The 14,668-nt window shown below is 32.6% G+C and carries 13 protein-coding genes and 1 tRNA gene; 9 read left to right on the top strand and 5 right to left on the bottom strand.

Annotated elements, in window-relative coordinates:
• Positions 1-99: 99 nt before the first annotated feature.
• The 3 genes from H4V97_RS09600 to H4V97_RS09610 all read left to right on the top strand — a co-directional run bounded on the left by H4V97_RS09600 (position 100) and on the right by H4V97_RS09610 (position 2,070).
• A tRNA-Cys gene (locus tag H4V97_RS09600) sits at positions 100-170 on the top strand.
• 599 nt (positions 171-769) lie between these two features.
• Positions 770-1,204: a helix-turn-helix domain-containing protein gene (locus tag H4V97_RS09605; protein WP_209549578.1), complete on the top strand. Its 435-nt coding sequence runs from the start codon at positions 770-772 to the stop codon at positions 1,202-1,204.
• Complete coding sequence (locus tag H4V97_RS09610) at positions 1,204-2,070, top strand: IS3 family transposase (protein WP_209549579.1); 867 nt, start codon at positions 1,204-1,206, stop codon at positions 2,068-2,070. The genes H4V97_RS09605 and H4V97_RS09610 overlap by 1 nt, the downstream gene beginning before the upstream one ends.
• A 1,082-nt stretch (positions 2,071-3,152) precedes the next feature.
• Here the strand turns inward: H4V97_RS09610 and H4V97_RS09615 are convergent.
• Genes H4V97_RS09615 through rnr form a run of 3 tightly spaced genes read right to left on the bottom strand, consistent with a single transcriptional unit; the run spans position 3,153 to position 6,731 of the window.
• Positions 3,153-3,830 carry a LysE family translocator gene (locus tag H4V97_RS09615; protein ID WP_196851191.1) on the bottom strand — a complete coding sequence of 226 codons (678 nt, stop codon included), beginning with the start codon at positions 3,828-3,830 and terminating at the stop codon, positions 3,153-3,155.
• Between the two features lie 37 nt (positions 3,831-3,867).
• Positions 3,868-4,533 (bottom strand): head GIN domain-containing protein, encoded by a 666-nt coding sequence (locus H4V97_RS09620; protein WP_196851190.1) that lies wholly within the window; start codon positions 4,531-4,533, stop codon positions 3,868-3,870.
• Positions 4,534-4,535: 2 nt separating this feature from the next.
• Positions 4,536-6,731 (bottom strand): ribonuclease R, encoded by a 2,196-nt coding sequence (gene rnr, locus H4V97_RS09625; RefSeq protein WP_209549580.1) that lies wholly within the window; start codon positions 6,729-6,731, stop codon positions 4,536-4,538.
• A 118-nt stretch (positions 6,732-6,849) separates the two neighbouring features.
• Between rnr and H4V97_RS09630 the strand changes: the two genes are divergently transcribed.
• From H4V97_RS09630 to H4V97_RS09640, 3 genes are all read left to right on the top strand, one after another.
• Positions 6,850-7,083 carry a DUF2007 domain-containing protein gene (locus H4V97_RS09630; RefSeq protein WP_196851188.1) on the top strand — a complete coding sequence of 78 codons (234 nt, stop codon included), beginning with the start codon at positions 6,850-6,852 and terminating at the stop codon, positions 7,081-7,083.
• A 738-nt stretch (positions 7,084-7,821) separates the two neighbouring features.
• A complete protein-coding gene (rpiB, locus tag H4V97_RS09635) occupies positions 7,822-8,250 on the top strand; it encodes a ribose 5-phosphate isomerase B (RefSeq protein ID WP_209549581.1) in 429 nt (142 codons plus the stop codon).
• A gap of 225 nt (positions 8,251-8,475) precedes the next feature.
• Positions 8,476-9,618, top strand: coding sequence for an ATP-binding protein (locus tag H4V97_RS09640; protein WP_209549582.1), 1,143 nt, complete (start codon positions 8,476-8,478; stop codon positions 9,616-9,618).
• Here the strand turns inward: H4V97_RS09640 and H4V97_RS09645 are convergent.
• Positions 9,601-9,882 (bottom strand): DUF1294 domain-containing protein, encoded by a 282-nt coding sequence (locus H4V97_RS09645; protein WP_231385494.1) that lies wholly within the window; start codon positions 9,880-9,882, stop codon positions 9,601-9,603. The two genes, H4V97_RS09640 and H4V97_RS09645, sit on opposite strands and share 18 nt — an antisense overlap.
• 117 nt (positions 9,883-9,999) lie before the next feature.
• Here H4V97_RS09645 and H4V97_RS09650 point away from each other — a divergent pair, with 117 nt between their 5' ends.
• A complete protein-coding gene (locus H4V97_RS09650) occupies positions 10,000-12,123 on the top strand; it encodes a Tex family protein (protein ID WP_209549583.1) in 2,124 nt (707 codons plus the stop codon).
• Between the two features lie 42 nt (positions 12,124-12,165).
• Here the strand turns inward: H4V97_RS09650 and tatA are convergent, their stop codons facing one another.
• The gene (tatA, locus tag H4V97_RS09655; RefSeq protein WP_196851178.1) at positions 12,166-12,345 is read right to left on the bottom strand and encodes a twin-arginine translocase TatA/TatE family subunit; all 180 of its coding nucleotides are present in this window, start codon (positions 12,343-12,345) and stop codon (positions 12,166-12,168) included.
• 214 nt (positions 12,346-12,559) lie between these two features.
• Here tatA and H4V97_RS09660 point away from each other — a divergent pair, with 214 nt between their 5' ends.
• Both H4V97_RS09660 and H4V97_RS09665 read left to right on the top strand, forming a co-directional pair.
• Positions 12,560-13,066, top strand: coding sequence for a peptidase (locus H4V97_RS09660; RefSeq protein WP_209549584.1), 507 nt, complete (start codon positions 12,560-12,562; stop codon positions 13,064-13,066).
• A gap of 80 nt (positions 13,067-13,146) precedes the next feature.
• Complete coding sequence (locus H4V97_RS09665) at positions 13,147-14,655, top strand: GH3 auxin-responsive promoter family protein (RefSeq protein WP_209549585.1); 1,509 nt, start codon at positions 13,147-13,149, stop codon at positions 14,653-14,655.
• Positions 14,656-14,668: the final 13 nt, after the last annotated feature.

The raw sequence follows: 14,668 nt of genomic DNA on the forward strand, positions 1-14,668 counted from the left end.
TAGGAGTTACCCATTACGAATCACGAATTTTTAAAACTTTGTGGTTATTGGCTTTCCTTTTTTAACTTTTTTACTATATTTGCACACCAATAAATAATTGGCGTCGTGGCCGAGTGGCTAGGCTGGGCTCTGCAAAAGCTCCTACTCCGGTTCGAATCCGGACGATGCCTCTAAAAGAGATACAGAAATGTATCTCTTTTTTTTGTTTCAATTTTTAGGAAAAATTAAATAAAGTTATGGTTTGAATCTGTCCCGAAGCTTCGGGAGATGCCTCTAAAACCTTCAAAGCAATTTGGAGGTTTTTTTATATCTAATTTTTAGAAAAAATTAATTAAAGATATAGTTCGAATCAGTCCCGAAGCTTCGGGAGATGCCTCTAAAACCTTCAAAGCAATTTGGAGGTTTTTTTATATCTAATTTTTAGAAAAAATTAATTAAAGATATAGTTCGAATCAGTCCCGAAGCTTCGGGAGATGCCTCTAAAACCTTCAAAGAAATTTGGAGGTTTTTTTATGTCTAATTTTTAGGAAAAATTAAATAACGTTATGGTTTGAATCTGTCCCGAAGCTTCGGGAGATGCCTCTAAAAGAGATACAGAAATGTATCTCTTTTTTTTTGTTTCAATTTTTAGGAAAAATTAAATAAAGTTATGGTTTGAATCTGTCCCGAAGCTTAGGGAGATGCCTCTAAAACCTTCAAAGCAATTTGGAGGTTTTTTTATGTCTAATTTGTCCCGTCCTGAAATAGCGATACACAAAAAAGTATCCTAATGGAAAAGCTAGAAGTAACTCGCTATTTAAAGCGAACTCAAAAAGACTATTCAATGTCTTTTAAATTACAAATTGTTCAAGAAATTGAGCAAGGACAACTTACTGCTACAGAAGCTACAAAGAAATATGAGATTCAATGTAGAAAAACTGTCGTTAATTGGCTTAGAAAATTTGGTAACTTTGATTGGGAAAATCAAATGCCTTTTAATATGCCCAAATCACCCGAACAGAAGATAATGGAACTTGAGTCTCAAGTTAAATTATTAGAGAAACAGAAAGCGCTTCTTGAGCGACACGCTTTTGTCGCTGACAAGAAAGCTATCATTTTTGATATGATGATTGATATTGCAGAAAAAGAATATCAAATTGACATACGAAAAAACTCATCACCCGAACAATCGATCATTTTAAAGAACAACAAAAACAAACAGTAATGTTTGCCTGTACTTTGTTTGGGGTAGATAGACAGGTTTATTATCGAAAAATAAAAAGAAGAATAGCTAGACAATCTAACGCTTCAAAAGTGGTTTCTATGGTTTTAGAAATCAGACAAACTATGCCTAGAATTGGAGCAAAAAAGTTGTATTTTCTTTTGAATAATGAATTAAAACAATTAAAAATAGGCAGGGATAAATTTATCAACATCCTTAGAGCCAATCATTTATTAATTACGCCTAAACGCTCCTATCATATAACAACGAACTCGCATCATCGATTCAGGAAACATCAAAACCAAATTCTAGAATTGCAAATACAGCGGCCCGAACAAGTCTGGGTATCGGACATCACCTATATTGGCAAAAGAGAAAGTCCTCGCTATTTAAGTTTGGTAACCGATGCGTATTCTAAGAAAATAATGGGCTACAATGTAGCTGATAATATGAATACAGAAAGCACTTTGGCTGCTTTGGAAAATGCAGTAAAGTATAGAAAAAACAAGGATTTACCATTAATACATCATTCTGATAGGGGATTACAATATTGTGCTAACGAATATCAAAAACTACTCAATAAAAGCAAAATAAAATGTAGCATGACGCAAAATTCAGATCCTTATGAAAATGCTGTGGCAGAAAGAATAAATGGTATTTTAAAGCAAGAATTTAATATTGATAAATACAGCCAGAGCTTGCCTGTAATGAAACAAATAATAAAAGAAGTTGTTGAAATCTACAACAATAAAAGACCCCATTATTCTAATTTTATGCTTACACCTAACCAAATGCATGTGCAGAATCAAATTAAAATGAGAACCTATAAAACAAAAAACAGCAGTAAACTTTTGCTTACTACTGTTTAATAATTTGTATATTTATTTTTATTAATCCTGTATCGTTTTTTTAGGACTAGACAATTTTTAGAAAAAATTAATTAAAGATATAGTTCGAATCCGTCCCGAAGCTTCGGGAGATGCCTCTAAAACCTTCAAAGCAATTTGGAGGTTTTTTTATGTCTAATTTTTAGAAAAAATTAAGTAAAGATATAGTTCGAATCCGTCCCGAAGCTTCGGGAGATGCCTCTAAAACCTTCAAAGCAATTTGGAGGTTTTTTTATGTCTAATTTTTAGAAAAAATTAAGTAAAGATATAGTTCGAATCCGTCCCGAAGCTTCGGGAGATGCCTCTAAAACCTTCAAAGCAATTTGGAGGTTTTTTTATGTCTAATTTTTAGAAAAAATTAATTAAAGATATAGTTCGAATCCGTCCCGAAGCTTCGGGAGATGCCTCTAAAACCTTCAAAGCAATTTGGAGGCTTTTTTATGTCTAATTTTTAGAAAAAATTAAGTAAAGATATAGTTCGAATCCGTCCCGAAGCTTCGGGAGATGCCTCTAAAACCTTCAAAGCAATTTGGAGGTTTTTTTATGTCTAATTTTTAAGAAAAATTAAGTAAAGATAACGTTCAAATCCGTCCCGAAGCTTCGGGAGATGCCTCTAAAACCTTCAAAGCAATTTGGAGGTTTTTTTATGTCTAATTTTTAAGAAAAATTAAGTAAAGATAACGTTCGAATCCGTCCCGAAGCTTCGGGAGATGCTTCTAAAACCTTCAAAGAAATTTGGAGGTTTTTTTATGTCTAATTTTTAGAAAAATTAAGTAATACCAAAATACATATGAATTTACTGGAATGGATGTGATATAATTAGCAAATATTAATCAAGTCTGTCTTTCCGACGAAGGAGGAATCTCATCGAAAATATTCCTCAAAACAATGAGATTCCTCCTTCGTTGGAATGACAAAAAAATTGTTCTAAACAACAAATATAAACTGTAAATCGACCTACTGAAATTACCCATATTTTTAGAGAATCATAAATACAAAAAAGCCTAAATCGGAATATTACTATCCGATTTAGGCTAAATATTTTTGAAATAAAACTTATTTAACTATTTTTCTATTTTTTCTAAAGCATTTTTAACCATTTGTTTTTCTTTTGGAAACCAACCTTGGGTTATCAAAACCGTTCCAAAAATCATTAAAACAATACTAATTCCCTTTTTAATTTTTAAAATATTTAAAGGAGTTAATTTGTTTTTTAACTGCTTGGCTAATAAAATTTTAATGCAATCAACAAACAAATAAGATAAAATTACGGCAGCAAAAAAACTGATCATTCTAGAAGTTTGCATTTCCAGTTTTGGACCAACTGAAATAATAATTGCCAACCAGAAACCAAGAACTCCAATATTAATAATGTTTAAAAAAAATCCTTTTAAAAATAGACTTCCGTAATTCTTTTTAATAATCTCTTTATCAATAATATCAGTATTTACTTTTTCTTCCTTTTTTAACTGTAAAAAAGAAATAATACCATAAACCAACATCAATATACCGCCAAAAATAAAAAGAGCAGGCTTATCTTTTAGACTTTGAATCAGTCTGTAACTACCTAAATATGCGATTCCTATAAATACAATATCACCCAATATCACACCTAAATCAAAAACTAATGCTGCTCTAAATCCCTTTATAATACTTGTTTCCAGCAGAATAAAGAAGACAGGACCTATCATAAAACTTAAGAAAATTCCCCACGGAATACCGGATAAAATATCGTTTATCATTAAAATTTAAAATTTATCAAATAGAATTGCAAAACTATTATTTTTCTGTGATAGTTCCGCCTATGAAAACTTCTTTATTAATTTGTTTAGGTTTACCGTATATGAAAATAGAGCCTCCAGCTTTCACTTTTGCATCAACCAATGTGGTAGCATATATATCTGCATTTCCTCCTGCAGAAACGTTTATTGATGTTTGTGTGGTATGTAAATCCTTTGCTTTTAGCATACCTCCAGAAGTAATAACAACATCTTGATTTAATGCTGTTCCTGCTAAGTCAATTATTCCGCCTGCATTAGCCATAACATTTACTTTTTCTACATCAACAGTCACTTTTATTTCTGCTCCAGCTTTGGCATTCAAATTTAAAATAGTTTGCTTAAAAGTAGATTCTCCTGACACATAACTTCCTTCGCTTGCAGTAATGTTTTCTAATTTTTTAAAATACAATTTCACTATAATATCATTGCCTGAAAGTAATTTTGGAAAAGGCATTCTAACTTTTAATATGCCATTTTTATTTACCGCTTCCACTTCATTGGCTCTATTTCCAGTAATGACTACTTTATTTTCTGAAGATGGAATTAATTTCACATTGATTTTGTCAAATACTCTGACTTCATTAAAATCCCCTATGTTTCTCGTTATCTGTGCAAATGTTAATTGAGTTAATAACACAAATGCAATTATAAATACTTTTTTCATTTTTACGGTTTTGCTATGTCTTCAATTCGTCTTATAAAATTGAAATCCAATTGTTTTTTTACCAGGTCGGCGTTTTTTACTTTAACGTAAATTTCATCTCCCAATTGTAATAATTTACCAGATGTTGCGCCAGTTAGTGCATATTGTTTTTCGTCGAAAGTGTAATAATCATCTTTTATATCTCGAATTCTACACATTCCCTCGCATTTATTCTCTATAATTTCTACATATATTCCCCATTCTGTTACACCGGAAATTACACCCAAAAACTCTTGATCCTGATGATCTTGCATGTATTTTACCTGCATGTATTTGATAGAATCTCTTTCCGCATTTGTCGCTAAACCTTCCATGGTAGAAGAATGAACACATTTCGTTTCATACGTTTCTTCATCAGCAGATTTTCCTCCATCCAGATAATGTTGCAATAATCGATGCACCATTACATCAGGATAACGACGAATTGGTGAAGTAAAATGAGAATAATATTCGAATGCTAAACCGTAATGTCCTATATTATCTGTAGAATATTTGGCTTTGCTCATACTTCTAATCGCAAGAGTGTCAATTAAATTTTGCTCTTTTTTACCATTCACTTCTTCCATCAAAGCATTCAATGATTTTGAAATGTCTCCTTTGTTTCTAAAATCTATTTTGTAACCAAACTTTGCAATTAAAGTTTGCATCGCAATTAATTTGTCTTCGTTAGGTTCATCGTGAATCCTGTAAATAAAAGTTTTCTTTTGTTTACCAATATATTCTGCCACTTTTCTATTGGCCAAAAGCATGAATTCCTCAATTAAATGATTGGCATCTTTTGACACTTTAAAATAAACACCTTGAGGTTCTCCGTCTTGATCCAAATTGAATTTTACTTCGACTTTATCGAAAGAAATAGCGCCATCGGCCATTCTTCTTTTTCTAAAAATTTTAGCTAATTCATCCATTTTAAGCGTCGCAGAAACAATATCATCTGAAACTACATATGAACTTCCGGTAATAGATATTTCTTCTGGAATTGTATTGTCTTTGGTCTCTATGATGTACTGCGCTTCTTCATAAGCAAAACGCTGATCCGAATAAATTACAGTTCTACCAAACCATTGATTTACCACTTGTGTTGTTTCTGTTATTTCGAAAACAGCAGAGAATGTATATTTTTCTTCATTTGGACGTAACGAACAAGCAAAATTAGACAGCACTTCCGGTAACATAGGCACTACCCTGTCTACTAAATAAACCGAAGTTGCTCTTTGATACGCTTCGTCGTCAAGAATAGTTCCTTCTTCCAGATAATAAGAAACATCGGCAATATGAATACCTATTTCGTAATTTCCGTTCTCTAATTTTTTAAAGGATAAAGCATCATCAAAATCTTTGGCATCTTTTGGATCAATGGTAAAAGTCAACGTATCGCGCATATCACGACGTTTGGCAATTTCACTTGCTTCTATCGAGGTATCTATTTTTTGAGCATAAGTTTCCACTTCAATAGGAAACTCAGATGGCAATCCATATTCGGCAAGAATAGCATGAATCTCCGTGTCATGTTCTCCTGGTTTCCCTAAAACTTTGATTACAGAACCAAAAGGACTATCCGCTCTGGCTGGCCAATCTTCGATATGAACCAAAACTACATCTCCTTGCTCTGCCTCTCCTATTTTATCTTTTGGAATAAAAATATCAGTATACATTTTTGGATTGGCAGTAGAAACAAAAGCAAAATTAGCTTGAATGTCAATTACACCAACAAAGTCAGTTTTGTTTCTTTCAATTACTTCAATGACTTCGCCTTCAGGTCTCTTTCCTTTTCTTCTATTGTAAACATAGACTTTAACAATATCTTTGTCTAAAGCGTGATTTAAATTATTGGTTGGAATAAAAACATCTTCTTCCAGTTCAGCACAAACAAAATAAGCCGTTTTACGACCGGTCATATCAATTTTACCTTCGTAATAATCTTTACTTACTGCTTTTACTAAATATTTACCGGGTTCTGATTCTATAATTTTATCTTGAGATGCCAGAATCTTCAAATCTTTAATAATTTGATTTCTGCTTTGGGTGTCATCCAGTTCCAGCTTTGCTCCTATTTGTTTATAATTGAATGCTTTATTAGCACTTTGCGATAATATTTTTAATATTTTATCAGAGAAATCTTTCTCTTTTTTGATCGGCTTTCTTAATCTTTTACTCATACATCTGTTCTTAAAGCTATAAAATTACGAAATACTTAACGTTTATTAGTAAGGAGCCGCTAGTTTTAAAGAAAATATAACTTTAAAGAAAAATTGTATCTTTATAAAAACAATTAAAATGGAAGACTTTCAAACTATCGCTATTTTCAATTATTCGCATGAAATTGTAGTTCTGAAACATATTTTGGATCAAGAAGGAATTCATTATTTTTTCGAAAATGAAACTACGTTGGCGGTCGTTCCTTTTTACTCTGCCGCTTTAGGTGGAATCAAACTAAAAATACATCCAAACGATTTTCAAGCCGTTCAAGTTATATTAGACAACCTCAATAACAATCTTCGAATAGTATAAAGAAACAGACCTTTTACTTTTTTTAAAGATGGTTTTGAAATTGAAAAACTCAAATGTTATCAACATCTATTTAAATAAACAAAAAGAAAAATTAAATTTAAATTATTTTTTAGTTGTTATTATAGCTTGTTAATAGTTACAATAAATTTATTTTAAAATGTATTGAAATGAACTTTTAAGATGTTATATAGAGTTATCAACATACTTATCTTAGCTTAAAGGATTAGTTTTAAAGTGTTTTTAAATTTTAATTAACAATGGTTAATAATCTAAACGGAATTGTTTTTGTAAATAACTATTTCTAAAATTTTTGTTAATAAATAACTTTTTTATATTGATAACTATTCCAAAATTTCACCAAACAAAATTTGGATTTCTAAAGTGCGTTTTGGATTACTTATTTTTTGTTTACCACCCAAAAAAACTTCTAATATTCTATCTAAACTTATGAACAATCTATGTTAATTTAAAGTTAACTGAATATCAAGTGATTGCGTTTTGCTATTAACAATGTAAAAAATTAACAATTCTATTATATTATATGTATTGGTTAACAACGGTTTATATAAATAACATAATGTACAATAATGCTATGTTTTTAATAATGTGATAGTTAGAATTCGGTCTTAAAATGATTGTCTTCAACCAAATTATTTTTAACAAATAAACAAATTCACTAAACCATATATATAAAATTGTTTGGTTAAATTTGCCCCACACAACTTAATAAAATAAAAAATGAAAATCTCCATAGGAAATGATCACGCTGGCCCGGAATACAAAAAGGCTATTGTTGAAATGCTTAAAGCAAAAGGGTACGAAGTAACTAATTACGGTACGGATTCAACTGACAGTGTAGATTATCCTGATTTTGCGCATGCTGTTGCAAATGATGTGTCAAATGAAAAAGCTGATTTTGGAATCATTATTTGCGGAAGCGGTAATGGAATCGCCATGGCAGCGAACAAACACGAGAAAGTTCGTGCCGCTTTATGTTGGATGAAGGAAATTGCAACTTTGGCTCGCCAACATAATAATGCCAATATTATAAGTATACCAGCGCGTTTTACTTCTATACCACAAGCAATTGAAATGGTCGAGACATTCTTAGATACTGAATTTGAAGGTGGTAGACATCAAAATAGAGTAGATAAAATTAGCTGTTAGTAAATAAAATAGGATACTATACCCTATTATCTTAAAAAAATCGTGCAATTATTTTGAAATAATTGCACGATTTTTTATTTTCATCAGTTGATTTTTTTAATTTCATTGACTGAATTTATATTAATTTGGTCAGTACATTGACTGAATTAACGTTAATTCAGTCAGTACGTTGACCGAATTAGCGTTTTTTATGTATATTTGTTCTAGATTTCTAAAACAAGTAGTATGGGAAATTATTTTAAGAGAGCCATTGTCCAAGAATTTAACCGAAAATTACTTCCAAATAAAGTACTGATTTTATTAGGGGCGCGACGTGTTGGAAAAACGGAACTCATAACAAATTATCTTCAAACCATTCCTAGTGAAAGCTACTTGAAACTCAACGGCGAAGATATTAATGATGCCAATTTACTCAAGGAACGTTCCGTGAGTAATTATCAACGATTGTTGTTAAATATCGATTTATTGGTGATAGACGAAGCTCAAATTATTCCTGATATCGGTTTGATTTTAAAACTGATTGTTGATTCTATTCCTGGTATAAAAATTATTGCAACAGGTTCTTCAATATTTGATTTGAATAATAATCTGGGCGAGCCATTAGTGGGTCGAAAAAACACTTTATATCTTTTTCCATTGGCACAAATGGAGCTTGCTCCTTATGAAAATTACAAACAAACTACCGAAAATTTGGAACAACGATTGCTCTTTGGCGGTTATCCGGAATTGGAGCAATACACTGATTGGGAAGATAAAAAAGAGTATTTGTATGAAATCATCAACTCCTATTTGTTAAAAGACATTTTGATTTTTGATGGCATCAAGCATTCCGATAAAATATACGATTTGTTGCGCTTGATTGCATATCAATTAGGTAAAGAGGTTTCGTTGCTAGAGTTGGCAACTCAATTACAAATGTCTAAAAATACAGTTGCCAACTATTTAGATTTGCTTTCTAAAGTGTTTATAATTTTCAAAGTGGAAGGTTTTAGCAGGAATCTGCGAAAGGAAATTGTAAAATCGAGCCGGTGGTATTTTTATGATAATGGCATTCGGAATGGTATCATCAATAACTTTAATCGTTTGGATTCCAGAACCGATATTGGCGATTTATGGGAAAATTATCTCGCTTCAGAAAGAGTCAAAAAGCAAAATTATCAAAAGATAAAAGCTAAAAATTACTTTTGGAGAACTTACGATCAGCAAGAACTAGATTGGTTGGAAGAAACAGGAGAGGAACTTCACGGTTTTGAATTTAAATGGAACGAAAAGAAAAAAGTCAAAATTCCGACCGCTTTCGCAAAAGCCTACCCAGATGCGACTTTTGAAGTAATTAATAAGAGTAATTATTTAGATTTCATACTCTAGAAAGTCAAGATATAACAATCCCAAAACCACTAAAATTTGGATAAATACAATTCTATAAAACTTAAAAAGATAATATTTTTTAGATGTTTTATGATTGAAAAAATACATGGCTAATGCCGAACCAATGGTGCCGCCAAAAGCAGCAAAAGTCAAAAGGGTTTCTTCGGAAATCCTTTTTTTATGCACAATCGCCAACCGTTTGTCATAAGCAGTAATTATAAAAGCTAAAATATTCAAGGTCAAAAAACTATATAATAAAGTCATAATTGATATAAATTTGAAGTTAAAAGCTATTATTTTAGCTAAAAATTAATTAGATGATTTCATTTTTCTAATTAAAAATTTATCAGATTAATACGTTTAAAATTATCTAATTACAGGATGACCAATATACAATTTATAGCTAAATATGTTTCTACTGAAGCAATTAATATTCAAAACACAGTTCAATTATTAAAAGAGGATTGTACGATTCCATTTATTTCCCGTTACAGGAAAGACAAAACCGGAAATCTGGACGAAGTTTTTATTGAACAAATTGCCAAATTCCAAAAAGATTACGAAGTCATTGTAAAACGAAAAGAAGCGATTTTAAAATCGATTCAGGAACAAAATGCGCTTAGTCCAGAATTAGAGAAAAAAATCCAAAACAGTTTTGACTTACAGGAATTGGAAGATTTTTATTTGCCTTATAAAAAGAAGAAAAAAACCAAGGCCGATGTTGCTCGTGAAAACGGATTGGAACCGCTCGCTAAAATCATCATGGCGCAAAATAATGATGATGTCGACTTTATTTCAACACAATATTTAAACGAAAATGTCAGCAATGAAGAAGCAGCACTACAAGGAGCCAGAGATATTATTGCCGAATGGATTAATGAAAATATTTATGTTCGAAAACAACTCCGAAGATTGTACGAACGCAAAGCCACCATTACAACCAAAGTAGTAAAAACGAAGAAAGACGAAGAAGCAGCACAGAAATTCAATCAATATTTTGAATGGTCAGAACCTTTGACAAAAGCACCTTCACACAGATTACTAGCGATGCTTCGTGCCGAAAACGAAGGTTTTATTAAGTTTAAAGTCGAAGTCGATATTGATGAAGCGTATGATATTATTGATGCGTTAGTTTTAAAAAGTCAAAATAAAACCACACCACACGTACAATTAGCGATAGAGGATAGTTACAAACGATTGTTAAATCCGGCAATTTCAAACGAAGCTTTACAAGAAGCAAAGGTGAAGGCTGATGCCAATTCGATTCAGGTTTTTGCAAATAATTTGGGGCAGTTATTGTTAGCGCCTCCTTTAGGTGAAAAAAGAATTTTAGCGATTGATCCAGGGTTTAGAAGTGGCTGTAAAATTGTTTGTTTGGACGAAAAAGGAGATTTACTATACAATGAAACGATTTATCCGCATGCGCCACAAAAAGAGGAAGCCATGGCGATGAAAAAAATTCGTTCGATGGTGAATTCTTATAAAATTGATGCGATTTCCATTGGAAACGGAACCGCTTCGCGTGAAACCGAATTTTTTATCAAGAAAATAGCTTTCGACAAACCGGTTCAGGTTTTCATTGTTTCAGAAGCTGGCGCATCTGTTTATTCCGCATCGAAAATTGCAAGAGAGGAATTTCCTAATTATGATGTGACGGTTCGTGGCTCGATTTCTATTGGGAGACGACTTTCGGATCCTTTGGCAGAATTGGTGAAAATTGACCCGAAAGCCATTGGCGTAGGCCAATACCAGCATGATGTGGATCAAAATAAGTTGAAAGAAGAACTGGATAATACCGTGATTCGTTGTGTGAATTCCGTAGGTATCAATATCAATACGGCGAGTAAACATTTGTTGAGTTATGTGAGTGGAATAGGAGAGAAGCTGGCCGAAAATATAGTTCAGTATCGCTCGGAAAACGGTCCATTTACGGATCGAAAACAACTCAAAAAAGTGCCGAGATTAGGTGAAAAAGCCTATCAGCAAGGCGTTGCTTTTATTCGAATTTCGAATGCCAAAAATCCGTTGGATAATTCCGCTGTGCATCCGGAAGCTTACGGAATTGTGGAGAAAATGGCCAAGGATTTGAAATTGACGGTGAATGATTTAATTGCCAATACAGAAAAAACGACTTTAATAAAACCAGAAAATTACATTACACCAGAAATTGGTTTGTTAGGATTGAAAGACATCATCAAAGAATTGGAGAAACCAGGATTGGACCCGCGAAAATCGGCTAAAGTATTTGAATTTGATCCCAATGTAAAAACCATTAAAGACGTAAAAACCGGAATGATTTTACCGGGAATTGTGAATAACATCACCAATTTTGGTTGTTTTGTGGATATTGGCGTGAAAGAAAGCGGCTTGGTTCACATTTCGCAACTTAAAGCGGGGTTTGTGAGTGATGTAAACGAAGTGGTAAAACTACACCAACACGTTCAGGTAAAAGTAACGGAAGTTGATGAAGATAGAAAACGGATTCAGTTGACAATGATAATTTAAACTATAAAAAAAAGGCTTTTCAAATTTAGAAAAGCCTTTTTTTTATTTTGTTTCTTCGTCTACTTTTTTATCAGCAGGCTGGTTATCATCCTTAGCAGCGTTTTTGAATTCTTTAATTCCGCTTCCTAAACCTTTCATTAATTCCGGGATTTTTTTACCTCCGAAAAGTAATAAAACAACGGCTAATATAACAAGGATTTCTGTAACACCAAATCTTCCCATGATTGAATAATTTATGCCGAAGCAAATTTGTAATAAAAACTATAGACAAAGGTAATTAGAATAAATTAATAGGAACTCATTTTAAGGCAGTTATTTGGTTTCAACAACGTTAAAAATTTATTAAAATACTTTTTTAACTTCCTGCAAAGGGTTGAAAGGATTCAAATACCAGCAATAGCAATAATTGTTTATATTTGTTCAATAATCAAATTGTATGTCCAAGAAAAGACAGAAACGTAAAATAATAAAGGAAAATCTATTCAATAAAAGACGTTTAATAATTCTAAACGAAGATACTTTTGAGGAAACTTTTTCTTTGAAACTTACTTTGATGAATGTGTTCGTATTTGTTACTTTGAGTACAATTATTATTATAACGGTTACCACTTTTATTATCGCTTTTACGCCTTTACGAGAATTTATTCCGGGATATTCTTCCTCAAAACTTAAAAAAGATGCGACCCAATTAGCTATAAAAGCGGATTCATTGTCATTTGCCTTGAAGAAAAACGAGGCTTACATCAAATCAATTCAGAAAGTATTAACGGGTGAATTAGAATTTGCAAAATTCAATAAAGATTCGATACTTGCGGCAACCGAAGACGTACCGTCACAGGTTAATTTATCTCCGTCAAAAGAAGAATTGGAATTAAGAACACAAGTGACGAAAGAAGATTCCCACCCAGCCTACCCTAAGGGGACGAGCCAAAACTCAAAATAATAAATAGGGTTTTTAGCTTATAATAAAATCTTGGTGCCTTTGATTCTTCATGGCAAAAAAAAATTAAAAAGATAAAAAAAATGTCAATAAAATCAGTCGCTGCAAAACTTTTTGCAAAGAAAATATATACGAAAACACAGAAGTGGGCCGATAATCCTGTTAAAACCCAAAACAAAGTTTTACAAAAGTTAATCAACGAAGCTAAGGGAACTCAATTTGGCATGGACCATCATTTTGATACTATAAAAACAAGTTCTGATTTTGCGAAAAATGTTCCAGTTCGAGATTATGAAGGGTTGAAAACGTATGTTGATAAGGTTGTAAATGGAGAAGAAAATGTACTTTGGAAAGGGAAACCGCTCTATTTTGCCAAAACATCAGGCACAACATCGGGAGCCAAATATATTCCGCTGACGAAGGAATCGATGCCGTATCATATTGAAGCGGCCAGAAATGCGATTTTGCTTTATATTCATGAAACCGGCAAAGCTGATTTTGTAGACGGAAAAATGATTTTCCTGCAAGGAAGTCCAATTCTGGAAGAAAAAAATGGGATCAAGCTGGGGCGATTATCAGGAATTGTGGCTCATTTTGTTCCTAAGTATTTGCAAAAAAATAGAATGCCTTCTTTGGAAACCAATTGTATCGAAGATTGGGAAACCAAAGTAAATGCGATTGTCGAAGAAACATTTAACGAAAACATGACGGTGATTTCAGGAATTCCTTCTTGGGTGCAAATGTATTTTGAAAAATTGCAGCAAAAAGGAGGAAAGCCGGTAGGTGAAATCTTCAAAAACTTCAATTTGTTTATTTATGGCGGGGTGAATTATGAACCGTATCGCGCTAAATTTGAAAATTTGATTGGTCGAAAAGTGGATAGCATCGAGTTATTTCCCGCTTCGGAAGGATTTTTTGCCTGCCAAGATTCCCAAAAAGAAAAGGGAATGTTACTGCTTTTGAATGGTGGTATTTTCTACGAATTTATTAAAAGTGACGAATTTTCTGCCGATCCCGAATCCCGAAGTTTCGGGACGGGACCGAGACGTTATACCATTGGCGAGGTAGAATTGAACGTAAACTATGTTTTGATTATTTCTACAAATGCGGGACTTTGGGGATATAACATTGGTGACACCGTTCAGTTTGTTTCATTGAAACCGTATCGAATAATTGTTTCCGGAAGAATCAAGCATTACATTTCGGCTTTCGGGGAACACGTGATTGGCAAGGAAGTAGAAAGTGCCTTGCAGGAAGCGATAATTGGAACTACTATACGGATTAATGAATTTACTGTTGCGCCGCAAATCACACCAGCTGAAGGATTGCCATATCATGAATGGTTCATCGAATTTGAGAACGAACCGGAAGACATCGCAGCTTTTGCGGAAGCGATAGACAATGCCATGAGAAAGCAAAACATCTATTATGACGATTTAATTGTGGGGAACGTATTGAAAAAAGTGGTACTTACAAAAGTGGCAAAAAATGGTTTTCAGGATTATATGAAATCCATTGGAAAATTAGGAGGTCAGAATAAAATTCCAAGACTTTCTAATGACAGGAAGATTGTGGATTTATTAAAACTTTAAATAAAAGAATTAC

This window comes from Flavobacterium sp. CG_23.5 (genome assembly GCF_017875765.1).
Lineage (GTDB): Bacteria > Bacteroidota > Bacteroidia > Flavobacteriales > Flavobacteriaceae > Flavobacterium.